Source organism: Curtobacterium luteum, from assembly GCF_001475545.1.
GTDB classification, from domain to species: domain Bacteria; phylum Actinomycetota; class Actinomycetes; order Actinomycetales; family Microbacteriaceae; genus Curtobacterium; species Curtobacterium luteum_A.
In genome coordinates this window covers 50249-68616 of the sequence record NZ_LDQC01000060.1, presented here as the reverse complement: position 1 = coordinate 68616, position 18368 = coordinate 50249, and the positions used below count along the sequence as shown (strand labels likewise).

The 18368-nt window shown below is 71.5% G+C and carries 18 protein-coding genes and 1 tRNA gene; 6 read left to right on the top strand and 13 right to left on the bottom strand.

Annotation, left to right across the window (positions count from 1 at the left end; all coding sequences use genetic code 11):
* Positions 1 to 149: 149 nt before the first annotated feature.
* The 7 genes from NS184_RS11150 to NS184_RS11120 all read right to left on the bottom strand — a co-directional run bounded on the left by NS184_RS11150 (position 150) and on the right by NS184_RS11120 (position 6053).
* Complete coding sequence (locus tag NS184_RS11150; protein WP_058726186.1) at positions 150 to 893, bottom strand: endonuclease domain-containing protein; 744 nt, start codon at positions 891 to 893, stop codon at positions 150 to 152.
* Between the two features lie 396 nt (positions 894 to 1289).
* Complete coding sequence (gene groL / locus NS184_RS11145; protein WP_058726185.1) at positions 1290 to 2909, bottom strand: chaperonin GroEL; 1620 nt, start codon at positions 2907 to 2909, stop codon at positions 1290 to 1292.
* Positions 2910 to 3162: 253 nt separating this feature from the next.
* Positions 3163 to 3366, bottom strand: coding sequence for a cold-shock protein (locus NS184_RS11140; RefSeq protein WP_058726184.1), 204 nt, complete (start codon positions 3364 to 3366; stop codon positions 3163 to 3165).
* A gap of 203 nt (positions 3367 to 3569) precedes the next feature.
* Entirely contained in the window at positions 3570 to 4172 is a 603-nt protein-coding gene (locus NS184_RS11135) for a LytR C-terminal domain-containing protein (RefSeq protein ID WP_058726183.1), read from the bottom strand.
* Positions 4169 to 4468 carry a DUF3263 domain-containing protein gene (locus tag NS184_RS11130; protein ID WP_242863032.1) on the bottom strand — a complete coding sequence of 100 codons (300 nt, stop codon included), beginning with the start codon at positions 4466 to 4468 and terminating at the stop codon, positions 4169 to 4171. Before NS184_RS11130 ends, NS184_RS11135 begins: the two co-directional genes overlap by 4 nt.
* A gap of 119 nt (positions 4469 to 4587) precedes the next feature.
* Positions 4588 to 5589, bottom strand: coding sequence for a DUF2332 family protein (locus tag NS184_RS11125; RefSeq protein WP_058726181.1), 1002 nt, complete (start codon positions 5587 to 5589; stop codon positions 4588 to 4590).
* Entirely contained in the window at positions 5586 to 6053 is a 468-nt protein-coding gene (locus NS184_RS11120; protein WP_058726180.1) for a GNAT family N-acetyltransferase, read from the bottom strand. The genes NS184_RS11125 and NS184_RS11120 overlap by 4 nt, the downstream gene beginning before the upstream one ends.
* Positions 6054 to 6110: 57 nt before the next feature.
* Between NS184_RS11120 and msrB the strand changes: the two genes are divergently transcribed.
* Both msrB and NS184_RS11110 read left to right on the top strand, forming a co-directional pair.
* A complete protein-coding gene (gene msrB / locus NS184_RS11115) occupies positions 6111 to 6512 on the top strand; it encodes a peptide-methionine (R)-S-oxide reductase MsrB (RefSeq protein WP_058726179.1) in 402 nt (133 codons plus the stop codon).
* Between the two features lie 33 nt (positions 6513 to 6545).
* A tRNA-Thr gene (locus NS184_RS11110) sits at positions 6546 to 6618 on the top strand.
* A gap of 202 nt (positions 6619 to 6820) precedes the next feature.
* Here NS184_RS11110 and NS184_RS11105 read toward each other — a convergent pair.
* Together NS184_RS11105 and NS184_RS11100 are read right to left on the bottom strand one after the other, a co-directional pair.
* Positions 6821 to 7852: an aldo/keto reductase gene (locus NS184_RS11105; RefSeq protein WP_058726178.1), complete on the bottom strand. Its 1032-nt coding sequence runs from the start codon at positions 7850 to 7852 to the stop codon at positions 6821 to 6823.
* A gap of 174 nt (positions 7853 to 8026) precedes the next feature.
* Positions 8027 to 8818: an alpha/beta fold hydrolase gene (locus tag NS184_RS11100; RefSeq protein WP_058726177.1), complete on the bottom strand. Its 792-nt coding sequence runs from the start codon at positions 8816 to 8818 to the stop codon at positions 8027 to 8029.
* 34 nt (positions 8819 to 8852) lie between these two features.
* Between NS184_RS11100 and NS184_RS11095 the strand changes: the two genes are divergently transcribed.
* Positions 8853 to 9617 carry an NAD(P)H-hydrate epimerase gene (locus NS184_RS11095; RefSeq protein ID WP_083513632.1) on the top strand — a complete coding sequence of 255 codons (765 nt, stop codon included), beginning with the start codon at positions 8853 to 8855 and terminating at the stop codon, positions 9615 to 9617.
* Between the two features lie 24 nt (positions 9618 to 9641).
* On the opposite strand, the gene NS184_RS11090 is transcribed toward NS184_RS11095, so the two are convergent.
* Complete coding sequence (locus NS184_RS11090; RefSeq protein ID WP_058726175.1) at positions 9642 to 10784, bottom strand: glycerol dehydrogenase; 1143 nt, start codon at positions 10782 to 10784, stop codon at positions 9642 to 9644.
* Positions 10785 to 10916: 132 nt separating this feature from the next.
* Here NS184_RS11090 and ypfJ point away from each other — a divergent pair, with 132 nt between their 5' ends.
* Positions 10917 to 11810 carry a KPN_02809 family neutral zinc metallopeptidase gene (gene ypfJ, locus NS184_RS11085; protein ID WP_058726174.1) on the top strand — a complete coding sequence of 298 codons (894 nt, stop codon included), beginning with the start codon at positions 10917 to 10919 and terminating at the stop codon, positions 11808 to 11810.
* Positions 11811 to 11869: 59 nt separating this feature from the next.
* Here the strand turns inward: ypfJ and NS184_RS11080 are convergent, their stop codons facing one another.
* Positions 11870 to 12826, bottom strand: coding sequence for a DsbA family protein (locus NS184_RS11080; protein WP_058726173.1), 957 nt, complete (start codon positions 12824 to 12826; stop codon positions 11870 to 11872).
* A 246-nt stretch (positions 12827 to 13072) separates the two neighbouring features.
* Between NS184_RS11080 and NS184_RS11075 the strand changes: the two genes are divergently transcribed.
* Together NS184_RS11075 and NS184_RS11070 are read left to right on the top strand one after the other, a co-directional pair.
* On the top strand, positions 13073 to 14173 hold the full coding sequence (locus tag NS184_RS11075; protein WP_058726172.1) for an ABC transporter ATP-binding protein: 1101 nt from the start codon (positions 13073 to 13075) through the stop codon (positions 14171 to 14173).
* Positions 14174 to 14276: 103 nt separating this feature from the next.
* Positions 14277 to 15578 carry a DUF4032 domain-containing protein gene (locus NS184_RS11070; protein ID WP_058726171.1) on the top strand — a complete coding sequence of 434 codons (1302 nt, stop codon included), beginning with the start codon at positions 14277 to 14279 and terminating at the stop codon, positions 15576 to 15578.
* Between the two features lie 324 nt (positions 15579 to 15902).
* Here NS184_RS11070 and rlmB read toward each other — a convergent pair whose 3' ends face one another.
* Together rlmB and cysS are read right to left on the bottom strand one after the other, a co-directional pair.
* On the bottom strand, positions 15903 to 16913 hold the full coding sequence (rlmB, locus tag NS184_RS11065) for a 23S rRNA (guanosine(2251)-2'-O)-methyltransferase RlmB (RefSeq protein WP_058726170.1): 1011 nt from the start codon (positions 16911 to 16913) through the stop codon (positions 15903 to 15905).
* Positions 16914 to 16941: 28 nt separating this feature from the next.
* Entirely contained in the window at positions 16942 to 18351 is a 1410-nt protein-coding gene (cysS, locus tag NS184_RS11060; protein WP_058726169.1) for a cysteine--tRNA ligase, read from the bottom strand.
* Positions 18352 to 18368: the final 17 nt, after the last annotated feature.

Sequence of the window (18368 nt, the reverse complement as noted above, 5' to 3'; positions counted from 1 at the left end):
CGCCGATCCCCAGCCCGCGGACTTCCCCCGCGGACTTCCCTCCCTCGGCCCCGGTTGATCGCACAACATGCCGCTCAACTCTTCCGGACCCGACAAGTTCTGCGACCAGTTCGTCCCGTTGACGGCATGTCCTGCGACCAGCCTGCCACTCACGCCACTCGCCGGACACCCCGCCGGACGGCGAACGCCTGCCGGAGCCGCTCGAAGAGCACGGCAGGGCGTGCCACGTCGGCTCGGGTGGCGTGGATGACGAGCCAGTCGTTGACCGCGAGACCGTTGTCGCGGCGCTGATCGTGCTCGAACCTGTCGCGCTCCCGGTGGTGCGCCCCGTCGTACTCGAGAGCGATCCGGTACTCCGGCCATGCCATGTCGACGCGTGCGAGGAACGACCCGCCTCGATCGAAGACCTCCACCTGCAGCTGCGGCTCGGGGAACCCGGCGTCGACGACCGCGAGCCTGAGCCACGTCTCCATCGGCGAGTCCGCTCCGACACGGACGAGGTCGAGCACAGCTCGGGCGATCGCGTTCCCGTGACTTCCCGGGACGATCGCTGCCGAGAGTTCGTCGATCGTCAACGACCCTCCGACCCGGACGAGGTGGTCTGCGACCGCCACCGATCCGTGGACGGAGAGAAGAGGCACGCTCTCGCTCCATGCCTGTGAGGGCTCGCTGACGCGGATGCCTCCATGGTCGGTCACACGGGCGCCGTGGCGTCGACGGTGCCCGACGACATCGCTCCGACGCATCACCGGCCCCGTACCCGCTGTCGTGACGTGCACCGGCCCGCCGACAGCTCCCGCAGGGAGCGGGGCGCCCCAGACGGCGAGCGCCGAGGTGTGGCTGACGTACTGGTCCGTGCGGAGGACGAGCGCGATGGCACGGACGAGCGGCATGGAGGGGTCCGCCGTTCGAACACCGTGCGTCGGTCGGACGAGATCCCTCCGACGCAGCCGGTTCGAGCCGACGCCGGCTTTGAGGGCGTCACGGACGAGGAAGCCCTCTGGAGCGACTTCCGCGGGCAACGGGCGAGGCGTGCGCATCCCGAGAGTCTCAAGCCACGGTGTGCACGGCGACCAGCGGAGACGCAACCTGTGGAGAACGAGCCGAGCCATGCCTCCCGTGCGGGACGTGGTGGTCGCACGACATGCCGTCTGCGTGACCGTGGGGTCGCACGAACAGTCGCTCGCCGGCGCTGGGACCGACACGTTCTGCGACCAACACCCGGCACCCCCCGCACGCGGAAGGGCCCCCGCACGCGCAGCGTACGAGGGCCCTTCCGGCTACCGGGACTAGAAGTCCATACCACCCGTGGGGTCGCCGGCCGGCATGGCCGGGGCCTTCTCGGGCTTGTCGGCGACGACGGCCTCGGTCGTGAGGAACAGACCGGCGATCGACGCAGCGTTCTGCAGCGCCGAGCGCGTGACCTTGGCCGGGTCGATGATGCCCGCGGCGACCAGGTCGACGTACTCGCCGGTCGCGGCGTTGAGGCCGTGACCCGACTCGAGCTCGCGGACCTTGGCGGCGACGACGCCCGGCTCGAGACCGGCGTTCAGCGCGATCTGCTTGAGCGGCGCGTCGATCGCGACGCGGACGATGTTCGCACCGGTCGCCTCGTCACCCTCGAGCGAGAGCGAGTCGAGCGCGACGGACGCCTGGATGAGCGCGACGCCACCACCGGCGACGATGCCCTCCTCGACGGCGGCCTTCGCGTTGCGGACGGCGTCCTCGATGCGGTGCTTGCGCTCCTTGAGCTCGACCTCGGTCGCGGCACCCGCCTTGATGACGGCCACGCCACCGGCGAGCTTCGCGAGGCGCTCCTGGAGCTTCTCGCGGTCGTAGTCGGAGTCGGTCGCCTCGATCTCGGAGCGGATCTGACGGACGCGGCCCGCGATCTGCTCGTCGTCGCCGGCGCCCTCGATGATCGTGGTCTCGTCCTTGGTGATGATCACCTTGCGGGCCTTGCCCAGCAGGTCGAGCGTCGCGTTCTCGAGCTTGAGGCCGACCTCTTCCGAGATGACCTGGCCGCCGGTGAGGATCGCGATGTCCTGCAGCATGGCCTTGCGGCGGTCACCGAAGCCCGGGGCCTTGACGGCGACGGACTTGAAGATGCCGCGGATCTTGTTCACGACGAGGGTCGCGAGGGCTTCGCCGTCGACGTCCTCGGCGATGATGAGGAGCTGCTTGCCCGCCTGGATCACCTTGTCGACGACCGGCAGCAGGTCCTTGATGTTCGAGATCTTCGAGTTGACGATGAGGATGTACGGGTCCTCGAAGACGGCTTCCTGGCGCTCCGGGTCCGTCACGAAGTACTGCGACAGGTAGCCCTTGTCGAAGCGCATGCCCTCGGTGAGCTCGAGCTCGGTGCCGAAGGTGTTGGACTCCTCGACGGTGACGACGCCTTCCTTGCCGACCTTGTCGATCGCCTCGGCGATGAGCTCGCCGATGGTGGTGTCGGCGGCCGAGATCGACGCGGTCGCGGCGATCTGGTCCTTGGTCTCGATGTCCTTCGCGTTGGCGAGGAGCTGGTCGGAGACGGCGGCGACGGCCTTCTCGATGCCGCGCTTGAGCGACACGGGGTCGGCACCGGCGGCGACGTTGCGGAGGCCCTCGCGGACGAGCGCCTGGGCGAGCACGGTCGCGGTGGTGGTCCCGTCACCGGCGACGTCGTCGGTCTTCTTCGCGACCTCCTTGACGAGCTCGGCGCCGATCTTCTCGTACGGGTCGTCGAGCTCGATCTCCTTGGCGATGGAGACACCGTCGTTGGTGATCGTGGGGGCGCCCCACTTCTTCTCGAGGACGACGTTGCGGCCGCGCGGGCCGAGCGTCACCTTCACGGCGTCGGCCAGGATGTTCAGGCCGCGCTCGAGGCCACGGCGGGCCTCCTCGTCGAAAGCAATGATCTTAGCCATGTGAGTTTCTCGTCCCTCCCGGACGTCGTCATGGGGGTCGTGCTGGCACTCAACGCGAGCGAGTGCCAACGCCGATTCTGGCACTCGGAGGGTGCGAGTGCAACACAGCCGGGAGGCACGGGCCGACTTCCCAGGTCGGGTCCGCTGCGAGCGCACCGGCGCGGGCACCGCCGCCCGCCGCGGGCGCACCCCGTCGGACACGACGAACGCGCCGCCCCCGAGGGGACGGCGCGCTCCGGTGTGGTTCGGTGGCTCAGGCGGGCCGGACCGCCTCGGCCTGCGGGCCCTTCGCGCCGGTGCCGACGTCGAACGTGACCGCCTGCCCCTCCTCGAGGACCTTGTAGCCCGACATGTCGATGGCCGAGTAGTGCACGAACACGTCCTGGCCACCCCCATCGACGGTGATGAAGCCGAAACCCTTCTCGGCGTTGAACCACTTGACCGTTCCGTTGGCCATGATTGTTGCTCCCTGCGGTGGTGCTGCTTCGATCGACGGCGCCGTCGGTGCGACACCTGGCAGTGACTCTTGCGCACGCAGGTCGATCCGACAAGAGGTGTGACGCCGTTTCACGTCCATTCCGTGCAATCGCAACGCGCCGGAAACACGTTCGTCACGAAGGCACACGGAATGCGCACACGGAATGCGCACACGAACGCACGTCACCCGGTGTAGTCGGCCCCCAGGACGACGCTGACGTCGGCGTTCGGGAAGGCCGTCGACTGCTGCACGGCGGTGGTCCCGAGCGACTTCGCGATGCCCTGCGCGACCGCCGCCGTCTCGGCCGAGCGGTAGTACACGATGGTCTGCGTGGTCCCCGTGGTGCCGGCGTCACCCGTCGAGGCGATCTTCCACCCCGCCCCGGTCAGCGCGGTACTGGCCCGGCCGGCGAGCCCGGTCGTCGTGGTGCCGTTCAGCACGACGACGCTCGTGGTGCCCTGCTGCGCCGGGGTCGCGGCGGACGCTCCCGTCCCGGAGCCCGACGACGCCGACGGCGACGAGGACGGGGACGGCTTCGCGGTCGCGGACGCCGTGGCGGAGGGGGTCGGGGACGATGCGCTCCCACCGGAGCCGTTCCCGTCCGAGAGGCCGGTGGTCGCCAACCCGAGCCCGAGGACACCGAGACCGACGAGGACACCCGTGGCGAGGGCCGCCCAGGCGAACACGATCCAACCGCGGCCCCGACGCTGGGGGCCGCGGTGCGCACCGACGCGCGGGCCGTCGGTGGCGTCGTCGAACCGGTCTCGGGGGAATCTCTCGGTCATCGGTCCTCTTCACGGGGTTCTGGTGCGACTCCGGGGAGCGCGAAGCTGCGCCCCGCCCGCGCCGTGACGCGGGCGTGCCGGAGTCGTTGCAGCCGGGTGACGAGCTGCGGGTCGTACGCGAGCGCCGCCGGGGAGTCGATCACGCGGTCGAGCACCTGGTAGTACCGGGCGGGCGACATGTCGAACTCGACGCGGATCTCCGCCTCCTTCGTGCGGTCGTGCCGCGCCCGGTCGTGCTCGAAGGCGAGCACGTGCAGGTCGAGCTCGCTGAGCGCGTCTGCGGGGGTGGTGGTCACGACGGTCCGATCACGAGGCGGTTGGGCACGGTCTCGCACATCGTAGGGGTGCCGTGTCGCCGGACCCTGGCACGCCGCTGGACTGTCGCGAAGCCGGTCACAGCTCGCCGAGTCAGCCGTCACAGGTCCCGGAGCCACCGCACGCGGGTCCCGAACGGGTCGCACACGGCGACCGCGACCCCGTCGAGCGAGACGGTCGCGAACGCGTCCGGGTCGTCCCGGTCGACGTCGGCGGGCAGGGTCGCCGCGACCCCGTCGAGGATGCCGGTCCGCTCGAGGGCGATCCAGTGCACGCCGCGCTCCGTGAGACGGTCGACGACCCGCTGTCGGTCCACGCCCGGCACGTACACGAGTGTGCCGGTCGTGAGGACGACCGGCTCGCAGCCGCCCGGCAGGTGGTCGAGTGCGCGGTCGAGGTCACCGGGCAGGCTCCCCCGGAGTCGGACGGGAGGCACGGCGAGCGCCGCGGACGCCGCCTCGCGCATCAGCGTGGTCCGGTCCGTCGCTTCGGGCGGGACCGCCTCGACCAGCCGGTCGAAGGCGCCCGGTTCGGCGAGGTCGATCGGGTTCGGGTCGAGGGCGACGCGCGTCCCGATCGACCACGGGTGCGCTGCCGGGGCCGGGACGGCGCCCCGAGCCTCGGCGACGAGGTGGAGCAGGGGTCCCTCGGCTGCCGGGGTGTGCATCCGGACACGCTCGCCCCCGCGGTCCGTGACGACGTAGTCCAGGGTCACGCGGTCCGGGATGGAGCAGAGCCCCGCCGCGGCTCCCGCATCGACGAGGGCGATCGGCCGCGACGACCTCGCGGTGAGCGCCGCGAACAGCGGGACGACCGGCGCGGCCCGGCGCGGGTCGTTGGCCTGCACCGTGGCGGACGGCAGCTGCGTGGCCAGGTCGAGCCGTGCCTCCCGGCCGAGTGCGCGGAGCGCGTCGGGATCCGTCGGGTCCGCACCGAGTCGCCGGGCGACCGCGAAGACCAGCTCGGGCTGCCGGCGCTGCTCCGGGACCGAGTCGAGGAGCGCGACGAGGTCGTCGTCGAGCGACCGTGCCCAGGCTGCGTACGACGGGGAGACCGGTTCGATGCGGTCGGCGTAGGCGCGGTAGCGGTCCCGCGTCGTCACGGGCGGTGCATCCCGACGTGGGTGATGCCGGCCTCCACGTACGGGTCACCGAAGCGGACGAAGCCGTGCTGCTCGTAGAGCCCGGCGACGTACTCCTGCGCGTGCAGGACGAACGGGTCGTGCCCGTGCTCCGCGAGGACCGCTGCGACCAGGCGGCCCGCGATGCCCCGGCCGCGGTGACGGGGGTCGGTCGCGACCCGGCCGATCACCCACTCCGGAGGGGTCGCGTCGCCCGGGTGTGCCTCGTCGGCGGCGGGCCGGACGAGACGCAGGTACCCGACGGCTTCGGTGTCCGTTCCGAACCACCAGTGCTCGGTGTCGGCGTGCCGGTCACGGCCGTCGAAGTCCTCGGCGGTGACCCGCTGCTCGAGGGCGAAGACGCGGTTCCGGAGCACCACGATGCCGTACAGTTCGTCCGTCGTCAGACGGTCCCAGCGGGCGCGGTGCACGGAATGTTCGGACATCGGCGCGAGTTTACTGAAGGTGGCCGTCCAGCAGCGGCCGAGGAGCAGGAGGAAGCAATGGCATACAACGTCGACAAGTCCGACGCCCAGTGGCGCGAGGAGCTCTCCCCGGACCAGTACGCCGTCCTGCGTCAGGCCGGCACCGAGCGCCCGTGGACGGGTGAGCTCCTGGACGAGGAGCGCGCCGGCGTCTACACGTGTGCGGCGTGCGGTGCGGAGCTGTTCAAGAGCGGGACCAAGTTCGACTCCGGCTGCGGCTGGCCGTCGTTCTACGAGTCGGTCCGTCCGGACGCCGTGCAGCTCATCGAGGACAACTCCCTCGGGATGCAGCGCACCGAGGTCCGTTGCGCGAACTGCGGTGGCCACCTGGGGCACGTGTTCCCGGACGGCTTCGGCACCCCGACGGGTGACCGGTACTGCATGAACTCCATCTCGCTGAACTTCTCGGCGGCGGAGTGAGCGCGGACGCGTCCCGGTAGAGTGGGCGCGTCAGCCGGCATGGCGCAATTGGTAGCGCACCGTACTTGTAATACGGGGGTTGCGGGTTCGAGTCCCGCTGCCGGCCCTCGTCCCCAGGGGAAGACGGAGGCCCGGGCGACTTGGTCGCCCGGGCCTCCGGCGTACGTGGAACACGGATCAGGGGGTGTTCCTCATCGCTCGACGCGGTAACCAGCCGGTCGTGGGAAGAGGATGACACCGCGTCGGACCCGAAGTCCACACGTCCCGGCCGATTGCGCGGCTTTCCGCATGGACGTCGCAGCGCGCGGTCAGCGGCCTCCCGTGATGTCGCGGTTCCGCTGCGCCACACCTGCGGTTCCGTACGGGTAGTCGTCGATCCGGGGAGCGCTGGCCTCGGTGAGCGACCGCAGTTCGGCCTCGTCGAGCACGAGGTCGGCGGCGCCGAGGTTGTCCTCGAGCTGCGACACCGTGCGGGCGCCGAGGATCACGCTCGTGACGGCCGGCTGGGCGAGCAGCCAGGCGAGGGCGACCTGGGACTTCGAGGCCCCGTGCGCGTCGGCGACGGCGGACACCGCGTCGAGCACGGCCCAGGTGCGCTCGTCGCCGTTTCGGGCCTCCCACGCCTCCATGCCGCGCTGCGGGTTCTCGCCGAGGCGCGTGGCACCGGTGGGGGCCTCGTCGCGCTGGTACTTCCCGGAGAGCCACCCGCCGGCGAGGGGCGACCAGGGCAGCAGGCCGATACCGGCGTCGAGGCAGGCCGGCACGACCTCGTGCTCGATGTCGCGGACGAGGAGGTTGTACTGCGGCTGGAGCGTGACCGGCGGCGCCCAGCCGTGGCCCTTCGCCTCGTAGACCGCCTTGGTGATCTGGTACCCAAGGTAGTTCGAGAAGCCGTAGGAGACGATCTTGCCGGCCGAGACGGCGTCGTCGAGGAAGCGCAGGGTCTCGTCGATCGGGGTGAGGGCGTCCCAGGCGTGCATCTGGTACAGGTCGATGGTCTCGACGCCGAGCCGATCGAGCGAGGCGTCGAGCGCGCGGGAGAGGTGACGGCGGGAGAGTCCGACGTCGTTCGGTCCGTCGCCCTGGGGGAAGCGGCCCTTGGTGGCGAGGACGACCTGCTGCGCCTCGGTCGGGTGGGCCTTCAGCCAGCGGCCGATGATCCGCTCGGACTCGTTGCCGGAGTACACGTCGGCGGTGTCGACGAGCGTGCCGCCGGCCGCGACGAACGTGTCGAGCATCTGGTGGGAGGTGGGTTCGTCGGCTTCGCTGCCGAAGGTCATGGTGCCGAGGGTCAGCGTCGACACCGATGTCCCGCTGTTGCCGAGGAGTCTGTAGTCCATGGGCGGGACGGTACGCCGGGGCCCCTCCGCCAGCGAGGACCTGCGAGTACCTGTCAGCGCCCGCCGGACAGGCAGCGGGCACCTTCCCGACCGGACACGGCGGCCGCCGTCAGCCCCGGAGGAACGCGATCGCCGCTTCCCGGAACGCGCGGGACGTCGGCGCACCGAACGGTGTCACCGCGTGGTTGCGCCCCCGAGGAACGCGATCGCCGCTTCCCTGAACGCGCGGGACGTCGGCGCATTGAAGTGGTTCCGCCCCGGGATCTCGAAGAACCCGGCGTCCGGCGCCGCCGCGGCGAGCCGCACCGCGCTGTCCCGGATGCCGTCCTCGCTCCCCGCCGCCATGAGCAGCGGCTGCGCCGGCGCGTTCTCCGGTGTCGGCTCGATGCTGTCCCGCATCCCCTCGACCATCGCGACGAGCGCCCGGAGGTCGTTGCCCTCGACGTTCCCCGCCATCGTGAGGTACCCGTTCGTCACCCGGTCCTCGATGGGCGTGCCGTCCGCGAGGTGCGCCTTCGCCTGGTCCACGGCCACGCGGCGCATCGGGTCGGCGTCAGGGATGCCGCCGAGGACTGCCCGCGACACCCGGTCGGGCAGCTGTTCGGCGGTGTGCCAGCCGACGCGCGCGCCGAGCGAGTAGCCGAGGTAGGCGACGTCGTCGAGCAGGTACGTGTCGATCACGCTGACGACGTCCGCGACGAGGAGCTCCATCGAGTACGCGGACGGCTCGTGCGGCTTCGCGGAGGCGCCGTGCCCCCGTTGGTCGATCGCGACGACCCGGTACCCGGCGCGGAGCAGGTCGCGGGTCCACCCGGAGGCGTGCCAGTTGAGGAGGGCACCGGAGGCGAAGCCGTGCACCGCGACGACGACGGGTGCGTCCGGGTCGCCGAAGTCGTAGGTCGCGATCGGGAGGCCGTCCTGGGACATCACGGCACGGGGGCGGGGCGCTTCGGGGACGAGTGACATGGCGACCCCAGGCTAGCGGGGCACTGTGGTCGCCATGGACGGGTACGGAGCGGACCAGATCCGGGCGGCGGAGCGGCCGCACCTCGACGCGGGTGAACAACTGATGCAGCGGGCGGCCGACGGGCTCGCACGCATCGTCTCGGACCTCCTCGACGACCCGGCGGTGCGGCCCGGCGACGGCCCGGGGGCCGTCCTGCTGCTGGTGGGCAGCGGTGACAACGGCGGCGACGCCCTGTTCGCAGGCGCGCGGTTGGCGACGGCCGGGAGGCACGTGACGGTCCTGCGCGTCGGATCACGCGTCCACGAGGCGGGCCTGGAAGCGGCACTGGAGGCCGGGGCGCGCCTCCTGGACGGCCCTGCCGCCCCCGAGGCGGGCGCGACCGACGCGGGGGCGGCGGACATCCTGCGGGCGGTGGTGCCGGACGAGGGCGACCGCCTCGCGACCGTCGCGGCGACGGCCGCGCTCGACGCCGACCTCGTGCTCGACGGGATCCTCGGCATCGGGGCGTCCGGGCCGCTGCGCTCCCCGGCGCGCGAGGTCGTCGACGCGCTGCGGGAACTCGCCCGCGACCAACGGGCGCCGTTCGTCGTCGCCGTCGACGTGCCGAGCGGGATCGACGTCGACACGGGCGGGGTCGCGGACGACCACGTGCTGCACGCGGACGTCACGGTGACGTTCGGCGGGGTGAAGGCAGGGCTCCTGGTCGGGCCGGCCGCGACGCTCGCCGGGCGCATCGAACTCGTGGACGTCGGGATCGGCGAGGACCTCGCGACGGTGGAGCCGCTGGTCCGCACCTGATCGCCGGGGGCGGTACGGCCGATCTCAGTGGTGCCGGTACAGCTCCGGCTCGGGCAGCCCGTGGTCGGCGCGGATGCGGCGCGCGATGCCCTCGATCGCGACGAGGGCGTCGACGACCATCTCCGCGGTGACCGGGAACGGCATGTTGTGGATGGTCTCGCCGGCCTCGGTCGCGGCCTCGGCGACCGCGCGGAGCTCGTCGGAGTCGTCGACCGTGAGGCCGATCTCGGTGAGGGTGTTCGGCAGACCGACCTTCGTGGTGAACACGACGAAGTCCTCGATCTCCTGCGCGGGGGCGCCCTCGAGGACGAGCTGCGCCACGGTGCCGACGTTGACCTTCTGCCCGTGCGCGAGCCCGTGCGTCTGCGGGGCCGCGGTCAGCCCGTTGTGGATCGCGTGCGCCGCTGCGAGCCCGCCGGACTCGAAGCCGAGCCCGGAGAGGAGCGTGTTCGCCTCGACGACCTTCTCGAGCGCCGGCGTGACGACCCGGGCGCGGACGGCCTCGACGGCCTGCAGGGCGTTCTCGTGCAGCAGCCGCCAGGAGAGCTCCGCGAGCGCGACGCCGGTCTCGGTCTGGAGTCCGCCGGCCATCGTGTCTGCGTTGGCACGCTTCGCGGCGCGGGCCTCGACCCAGGTCGCGAGCGCGTCGCCGATACCCGCGACGAGGAACTGCACCGGAGCGTGCGCGACGAGGTTCGTGTCGATGAGCACGAGGTCGGGGTTGTGCGGGAAGAAGCGGTACTCGAGGAACTCCCCTTCCTCCGAGTAGATGACGGCGAGGGCCGAGGTCGGTGCGTCGGTGCTCGCAGCGGTCGGGACGCTGACCCAGCGGATCTCGGTGAGGTGTCCGGCGGCCTTGGCGGCGTCGATCGCGCTCCCGCCGCCGACCCCGACGACGACGTCGACGTCGTGCTCGCGGATGGCGTCGACGAGCGTGTCGACCGCGGAGGGCGTGGCGAAGCGCCCGAACCCGATCCGCTCGACCGGGATCCCGGCGGCGTCGAAGGCGGTGCGCACGGCCTCCTCGACGATGCCCCAGACGACGTCGTCGGCGACGATGAGCGGACGCTTGCCGATCGGCTCCACGAACTCACCGATCCGGGTGATGGCGTCCTTGCCCTGCACGTAGCGTGCGGGGCTCATGACGGTGCTGACGGGGGTGGTCATGGCTGCGTCCTTCCTCGGTGGAGCACCCCGCGACGCGCACGACAGGTGTCGACTGCGGGGTGGGCCAGACGGTACGCGACCCTCCCTCAGCGCTTTGTGACGTGGCCAGGGGTCCGTCCGTACATTCGGGGCATGACGTTCAACGACGACTCGCAGCTCTCCGGCGGGAAGGTGAAGCGCCGTGGGCGCACGGCCGCGATCGGCGGCGGCGCCGTGGGTGGCCTCGCGCTCCTCGTCTACATCGTCTCCGCGGTCTCCGGCGTCGACCTGACGGGCGTCCTCGGCGGTGGCGGCGGTCTCACCACGATCCAGCAGGGCGGGGACACGGTCGACGCGGCGCCCGAGTGCCGCACCGGACGCGACGCGAACGCCTCGGTCGACTGCCGGATGGAGGGCGCCGCCGAGTCGCTCGACGCCTACTGGTCCGCCGAGGCGCCCCGGCTCGGGATCACCTACACGACGCCGACGTTCTACCTCTTCCAGGACTCGACGGACACCGGCTGCGGGACGGCGTCGTCGGCCACCGGGCCGTTCTACTGCCCGCCGGACCGGGCGCTCTACGTCGACACGTCCTTCTACGACGAGCTGCAGTCCCGGTACGGTTCGTCGGGCGGACCGCTCGCGCAGATGTACGTCGTCGCCCACGAGTGGGGCCACCACGTCCAGCAGCTGCAGGGCACGTTCGCCGACACGGACCGCTCGGGCACGGGCGCATCGTCCGGTAGCGTCCGCGTCGAGTTGCAGGCCGACTGCTACGCCGGCGCGTGGGTCGGCGACGCCGCCACGACGGAGGACGCGGACGGACGGACGTTCTTCGAACCGATCACCCGGACGCAGATCGACGACGCACTGTCCGCCGCGAGCGCCGTCGGCGACGACAGCATCCAGCGCCGGTCGACGGGGTCGGTCGACCCGGACTCGTTCACGCACGGGTCGAGCGAGCAGCGGCAGCGTTGGTTCCTCCGCGGCTACCAGCAGGGTGCGACGTCCTGCGACACGTTCAGCGTGCCGGGCGACGCCCTGTAGCGGACCGAGGGTCGGCCCGCGGACGGGTCAGCCCGCTGACGGGTCAGCCCGCGGACGGGTCAGCCGGCCGACGGCGTGGCCGACGGGGTCCGGGTGGGCGTCGCCGACGGTGTCGTCGTCGGCGTGGGCGTGGAGTCGGTCGAGCCCGCCGCGCTCAGCACGAAGGTGCGGAAGTCGTCGTTGGTGATCGGTGCGGTGAGCTCGTACTGCTGCCCGTTCACGAGGACGAGCGGCGTCCCCGGGAAGGACGAGAGGTCGCTGCCGGGGATCTTCCCGTCCGTGACGTCGTTCGTCCGCTCGGTCACCCACCGCGCGTAGGTCTGGTCCTGGATGCAGTCCGCGATCGCACGCTGGCTGCGCATGCCGTCGACGCTCCGGACGACGCTGACGAGGTCGGCGTCGCTGAGCCCCGCCGTGCCCTCCTGCGGCTGCTCGGCGAACAGCGCCTTGTTGAAGGCGAAGAACCGGTCCGGCGACTTATCGGCGACGCACGCCGCGGCGTTCGCCGCGCGGAGCGAGTACTTCGTGCCCTGCGAGCGGTTCGCGAGGATCGCGATCGGGTGGATGTCCACCGTCGCGGCGCCGGACTCGACGAGGCCCTCGATGTAGTCGCCGTTGGCCTTCTCGAACTGGCCGCACGTCGGGCAGAGGTAGTCGATGTACGTCGTGATGTGCACGGAGCCGGCGCCGTCGGAGGCCGAGGCCGAGGGGGTCGAGCCGGCCGTCTGCGCCTGGAGGCCCTTCCCGATCGTGATGCCGCCCTGCGACATGTTCGACGGACCGGGGCCGGCGGGCTGTGCGGACTGGACCAGCACGAGGGTCACGACCGTCGCCGCGGCGAGGAGCACGACACCGATGCCGATCTGGATCCCGAGCCGGGCACCGCGCTGGCGACGCTTCTGCTGGGTCCGGTGCTTCTGCGCGCGCTGCCGGGCGGCTTCACGACGTTCGTTCCGCTCGGCGCGACCGGCTGCTGCCCGCTCGGCACGGGCGTCACCCTCGGGGCGGTTGGTCATCGGTGTGTCGTCCTCCTGATCGGGTGTCCGCACGCACCGTGCCCCCACTGGCGCGGACGGACCCGGCGATTGTAGTGGGCCGCTCTGGGAACCACCCAACCAGCCGAGAAGCACTGGCGCTCCGCGGGGAAGTCGTGTTGTATGAGCAGCGATGGTCGACGGCGACCATCCGGGGCCCCCACGGGCAACCGCTTCACTACGGATCGTCCGGCACGTACCTGCCGGTGAAGGAAGGATCGAACGCTCATGGCGTCCGTCACCTACGACAAGGCAACCCGTCTCTACCCCGGAGGCACCCGCCCCGCGGTCGACTCCCTCGACCTGGACGTCGCCGACGGCGAGTTCCTCGTCCTCGTCGGCCCCTCGGGCTGTGGCAAGTCGACCTCGCTCCGCATGCTCGCGGGCCTCGAGGAGGTCAACTCCGGCGCGATCCGCATCGGCGAGCGCGACGTCACCGACGTCCCGCCGAAGGACCGCGACATCGCGATGGTCTTCCAGAACTACGCGCTGTACCCGCACATGACCGTCGCCGAGAACATGGGCTTCGCGCTCAAGATCGCCGGCGTCGGCAAGGAAGAGCGTGCGCAGCGTGTGCAGGAGGCGGCGAAGCTCCTCGACCTCGAGCAGTACCTCGGCCGCAAGCCGAAGGCCCTCTCGGGTGGTCAGCGTCAGCGCGTCGCGATGGGCCGCGCCATCGTCCGTCAGCCGCAGGTGTTCCTCATGGACGAGCCGCTGTCGAACCTCGACGCCAAGCTCCGCGTCCAGACCCGCACCCAGATCGCCTCGCTGCAGCGCCGGCTCGGCGTCACGACGGTCTACGTCACGCACGACCAGACCGAGGCCCTCACCATGGGTGACCGCATCGCGGTGCTCAAGGACGGCATCCTCCAGCAGGTCGGCTCCCCGCGTGACCTCTACGAGAAGCCGAACAACGTGTTCGTCGCCGGCTTCATCGGTTCGCCGGCCATGAACCTCCTCCCGGCCGACGTGGTCGAGGGCGGCATCAAGTTCGGCACGCTGAACCACCCGATCGACCGCGACACCCTGTCGAACGCCCGCTCCGGCAACATCACGGTCGGCATCCGTCCCGAGGACGTCGTCGTGTCGACCTCGGGCGAGGGTCTGCCGGTCACGGTGGACGTCGTCGAGGAGCTCGGCGCCGACGGCTACCTCTACGGTCACGCCGACGTGAACGGCCAGCGCACCGACATCGTCGCCCGCGTCGACGGCCGTTCGCACCCGTCGATCGGTGACACGATCGTCATCACGCCGAAGCAGGGCCACGTGCACGCCTTCGACACCGAGTCGGGCGACCGCCTCGACGACAAGGCCGTCGTCAGCGCGTAACGCTGGAACAGCCGAACAGGAGGCGCGGTGCCGGACGGCACCGCGCCTCCTGTCTGTCAGACTGCCGGGACGACACCGGCCACCGCACCACCAGGAGCCAACCGTGCCCGACTCCCTGTCCATCACCGCTGCCACCGTCGACCCGGGCCTGCTCGACCTGCCGTGGGACCAGCCGCTCGAGGACTGGCCGGACGACGTCATCGTCGCACTCCCGAAGGGCATCTCGCGGCACCTCGTGCGGTTCGTGCACCTGAGCGGGTACGTCGCCGCGGTGAAGGAGACCGGGGAAGAGGTGGCGCGCGCCGAGTACGAGATGCTCCGCACCCTGCAGCGCATGGACGTGCCGTGCGTCGACCCGGTCGCGGTCATCACGAACCGCGTCGACGCCGACGGCGAGCCGCTGCACCCCGTCCTCGTCACCCGGCACCTGCGCTTCTCGCTGCCGTACCGCGCGCTGTACTCGCAGACCCTCCGGCCGGAGACCGCCACCCGTCTCGTCGACGCCCTCGCCCTGCTGCTCGTCCGTCTGCACGTCATCGGGTTCTACTGGGGCGACGTGTCGCTCTCGAACACCCTCTTCCGCCGCGACGCCGGAGCCTTCGCGGCCTACCTCGTCGACGCCGAGACCGGGAAGCTCTACCCCGGCGGGCTCTCGAACGGCCAGCGCGAGAACGACCTCGAGGTCGCGCGGGTGAACATCGCCGGCGAGCTGCTCGACCTCGAGGCCGGTGGTCGCCTCGACGAGAACGCCGACCCGGTGGACGTGTCGAACCGCATCGTGGCGCAGTACCGCACGCTGTGGAAGGAACTCACCGGGACCGAGCAGTTCGACATCAAGGAGCGTTGGCGCATCAACGACCGGGTCGAGCGCCTCAACGCACTCGGCTTCGACATCGAGGAGCTGTCGATCCACACGACCGAGGGTGGCTCGCAGGTGCGCATCCAGCCGAAGGTCGTGGACGCCGGGCACCACCAGCGCCGGCTCCTGCGACTGACCGGTCTCGACGCCGGCGAGAACCAGGCACGACGGCTGCTCAACGACCTCGACGCCTACCGCGCGCGCAACGGCCGGGAGGCCCTCGACGAGGAGATGGTCGCGCACGAGTGGGTGTCGCGGGTCTTCGAGCCCGTGGTGCGGTCCATCCCCCGCGACCTCCGCGGACGGCTGGAGCCCGCCGAGGTGTTCCACGAGCTGCTCGAGCACCGCTGGTTCATGTCGCAGGCCGAGGAGCGCGCGGTCTCGCTGCCCGAGGCCACGACCGCGTACATCAACGACGTGCTCCGCCACCGCCGTGACGAGCGGCTGCTCATCAACCCGCCGACGTCCTCGATGCCACTGCCGGTCTCCCTCGACGCGGACGTCGACGAGGACGAGGACGTCGAGGACTGGCGCGCGGGCGTCTGACGCCCGCACCGTGCGCGGGCCACCGAAGTCCCGTCGTCCGGTCGTCCGGGCGTCCGGGCGTCCGGTCGTCCGGTCGTCCGGTCGGCGCGCCGAGGTTCCAGAATTTCGGCATCTCCGCGCCGTCCGGGCCGGTCCGTGGAACCTCGGCGACACCGGGGCAGCGAGTCGTGGAACCTCGGGGGCGCGCTGGCGGACGAGTGGCGGATCCCTGGGTTGCGCAGGCGGGCCGTCACCGCGACGGCCTGGAGGCCCGGTGCCGGTCTCGTGGACCGGCACCGGGCCTCCGGTGGGTTGCGCTGGGCGCTGAGCGCTGAGCGCGGAGCGCTACGCGGCGCGGCGGCGCCGGGCGACCTCCCACAGGGTGACGCTCGCCGCGATGCCCGCGTTCAGCGACTCGGTCGCCGACGAGATCGGGATGGAGACGATGGCGTCGCAGGTCTCGGTGACGAGCCGCGACAGGCCCTTGCCCTCGGAACCGACGACGATCACGATCGGGCGGTCGGCGAGCTCGAGGCCGTCGAGCTCCACGTCCCCGTCACCGTCCAGTCCGAGGACGAAGAGCCCCATCGACTTGAGCGACTTCAGGGTCTGCGTCAGGTTCGGTGCCATCGCGACCGGGGTGCGGGCGGCGGCACCGGCGGACGTCTTCCACGCCGACGCGGTCACGCCCACCGAGCGACGCTGCGGGACGATGACGCCGTGCCCGCCGAACGCCGCGGTCGACCGGATGATCGCGCCGAGGTTGCGCGGGTCGGTGATGCCGTCGAGCGCGACCATGAGCGGGACCTCGTCCTTCGCGAACGCCCGCTCGACGATGTCCTCGGACACCGCGTACTCGTACGCGGGGACCTTGAGCGCGACGCCCTGGTGGACGCTGTCGTGGCCGGTGATGCGGTCGAGCTCGGGGCGCATCAGCTCGATGATCGGCACACCGCGGTGGTTGGCGAGCGCGAGGATCTCCTTGACGCGGTCGTCGACCTCGATGCGGGACGCGATGTAGAGCGTCGTCGACGGGGTCTTCGTGCGGAGCGCCTCGAGCACGGAGTTCCGACCGGTGACCAGCTCGGAGTCGTCGCTCTTGCGCTGCGGCGGACGCCCGGTCCGCTGCTGCGGGGCGCTCGACGCACCGTGACGACCACGGGCGGCCTCGAGCCGCTCCTTGGCCGCCTTGCGCTTGCCGGCCGGGTGGTACGGGCGGTCCTCGGCCTTCGGGGTGGGCTTGCGCCCCTCGAGCGCCTGCGCGCCCTGGCCGCCGGAGCCGACCTGCTTGTTGCCCTTGCGGCCCGACCGGACGGCGCCCGGACGACCCTTCTTGCTCCCGGAAACGTTCTTCATGCTCAGCTCCTGTTCGGCACGGCCGTGGTCAGGCGATGCTCCAGCGTGTACCCGCTGCGGTGTCCTCGATGGTGATGCCCGCGGCGGCGAGGTCGTCACGCACACGGTCGGCCGTCGCGAAGTCCCGTGCGGCCCGGGCGTCGGCACGCTCCTGCACGAGACGTTCGACGAGGGCTGCGAGCGGGGCGGCCGAGGTGTCCTGACCGCCGCTCGACCAGTGGGCCGCTCGCGGGTCGATGCCGAGCACCTCCACCATCGCGGCCACCTGATGGTACGCGAGTCCGAGCGCGTCCGCATCGTCGGCGTCGAGGGCGGCGTTCCCGGCACGGACGGTCTCGTGGAGCACGGCGAGGGCCTGCGGGACCGAGAGGTCGTCGTCCATGGCCTCGGCGAAGGCGTCCGGGACGCCGGGGGCGTCGTGGAGCTGCACGCCCTCGAGACGCTCCTCGGCGCGGGACAGGAAGCCGGCGACGCGGTCGTACGCCGCTTCCGCCTCGGCGAGGGAGCCGTCGTGGTGGTCGATCGCCGAGCGGTAGTGCGCGGCGCCGAGGAAGTACCGGACGACCTCCGGACGCGCTGCTGCCAGGAAGTCGGCCGCGAAGATCGAGTTGCCGAGCGACTTCGACATCTTCTGGCCGTCGACGGTGACGAGACCGTTGTGCAGCCAGTAGGTCGCGAACGGGTCGCCCGCGGCGGTCGACTGTGCGAGCTCGTTCTCGTGGTGCGGGAACCGGAGGTCGAGCCCGCCGCCGTGGATGTCGAACGCCGGGCCGAGGTACCGCCGGCTCATCGCCGAGCACTCGATGTGCCAGCCCGGACGGCCGGGCCCCCAGGGGCTGTCCCACACGGCGGTGTCCGGTTCGCCGTCCTTCCGGCCCTTCCACAGGGCGAAGTCGCGGGGGTCGCGCTTGCCACGGGGGTCGGCGTCGGCGGCGTCGACCATGTCCTCACGACGCTGCCGGGTCAGCGCGCCGTACGACGCCCAGCTGCCGGTGTCGAAGTAGACGTCCCCGGAGCCGTCCTGCGCCGCGTACGCGTGCCCGCGCCGGATGAGCCGCTCGATGATCTCGTGCATCTGCGGCACGCTCGCCGTCGCCCGCGGCTCGTACGTCGGCGGGAGGATGCCGAGCGCACGGTAGGCAGCGGTGAACTCGAGCTCGACGCGGTAGGCGCGGGCGAACCACTCCTCGTCGGTGCCGGCCGCGAGGTCGAGCACCTTGTCGTCGATGTCGGTGACGTTCCGGACGAGGGTCACCGTGTAGCCGCGGTACGTGAGCCACCGGCGCCAGATGTCGTAGACGAGCGCGGAGCGGAGGTGCCCGATGTGCGGCGACGACTGCACCGTCGGGCCACAGACGTAGACGCTCACGTGTCCGTCGACCAGGGGCACGAGGTCGACGACGGCGGCGGCGCGGGAGTCGTGGAGGCGAACGGTCACGTCCCCAAGCCTAGGAC

What these genes read in the sequence shown, in the direction of transcription:
- NS184_RS11150 (WP_058726186.1), bottom strand. Translation starts at nt 893, where the DNA reads ATGCCGCTCGTCCGTGCCATCGCGCTCGTCCTCCGCACGGACCAGTAC.
- groL (WP_058726185.1), bottom strand. Translation starts at nt 2,909, where the DNA reads ATGGCTAAGATCATTGCTTTCGACGAGGAGGCCCGCCGTGGCCTCGAG.
- NS184_RS11140 (WP_058726184.1), bottom strand. Translation starts at nt 3,366, where the DNA reads ATGGCCAACGGAACGGTCAAGTGGTTCAACGCCGAGAAGGGTTTCGGC.
- NS184_RS11135 (WP_058726183.1), bottom strand. Translation starts at nt 4,172, where the DNA reads ATGACCGAGAGATTCCCCCGAGACCGGTTCGACGACGCCACCGACGGC.
- NS184_RS11120 (WP_058726180.1), bottom strand. Translation starts at nt 6,053, where the DNA reads ATGTCCGAACATTCCGTGCACCGCGCCCGCTGGGACCGTCTGACGACG.
- msrB (WP_058726179.1), top strand. Translation starts at nt 6,111, where the DNA reads ATGGCATACAACGTCGACAAGTCCGACGCCCAGTGGCGCGAGGAGCTC.
- NS184_RS11105 (WP_058726178.1), bottom strand. Translation starts at nt 7,852, where the DNA reads ATGGACTACAGACTCCTCGGCAACAGCGGGACATCGGTGTCGACGCTG.
- NS184_RS11100 (WP_058726177.1), bottom strand. Translation starts at nt 8,818, where the DNA reads ATGTCACTCGTCCCCGAAGCGCCCCGCCCCCGTGCCGTGATGTCCCAG.
- NS184_RS11095 (WP_083513632.1), top strand. Translation starts at nt 8,853, where the DNA reads ATGGACGGGTACGGAGCGGACCAGATCCGGGCGGCGGAGCGGCCGCAC.
- NS184_RS11090 (WP_058726175.1), bottom strand. Translation starts at nt 10,784, where the DNA reads ATGACCACCCCCGTCAGCACCGTCATGAGCCCCGCACGCTACGTGCAG.
- ypfJ (WP_058726174.1), top strand. Translation starts at nt 10,917, where the DNA reads ATGACGTTCAACGACGACTCGCAGCTCTCCGGCGGGAAGGTGAAGCGC.
- NS184_RS11080 (WP_058726173.1), bottom strand. Translation starts at nt 12,826, where the DNA reads ATGACCAACCGCCCCGAGGGTGACGCCCGTGCCGAGCGGGCAGCAGCC.
- NS184_RS11075 (WP_058726172.1), top strand. Translation starts at nt 13,073, where the DNA reads ATGGCGTCCGTCACCTACGACAAGGCAACCCGTCTCTACCCCGGAGGC.
- rlmB (WP_058726170.1), bottom strand. Translation starts at nt 16,913, where the DNA reads ATGAAGAACGTTTCCGGGAGCAAGAAGGGTCGTCCGGGCGCCGTCCGG.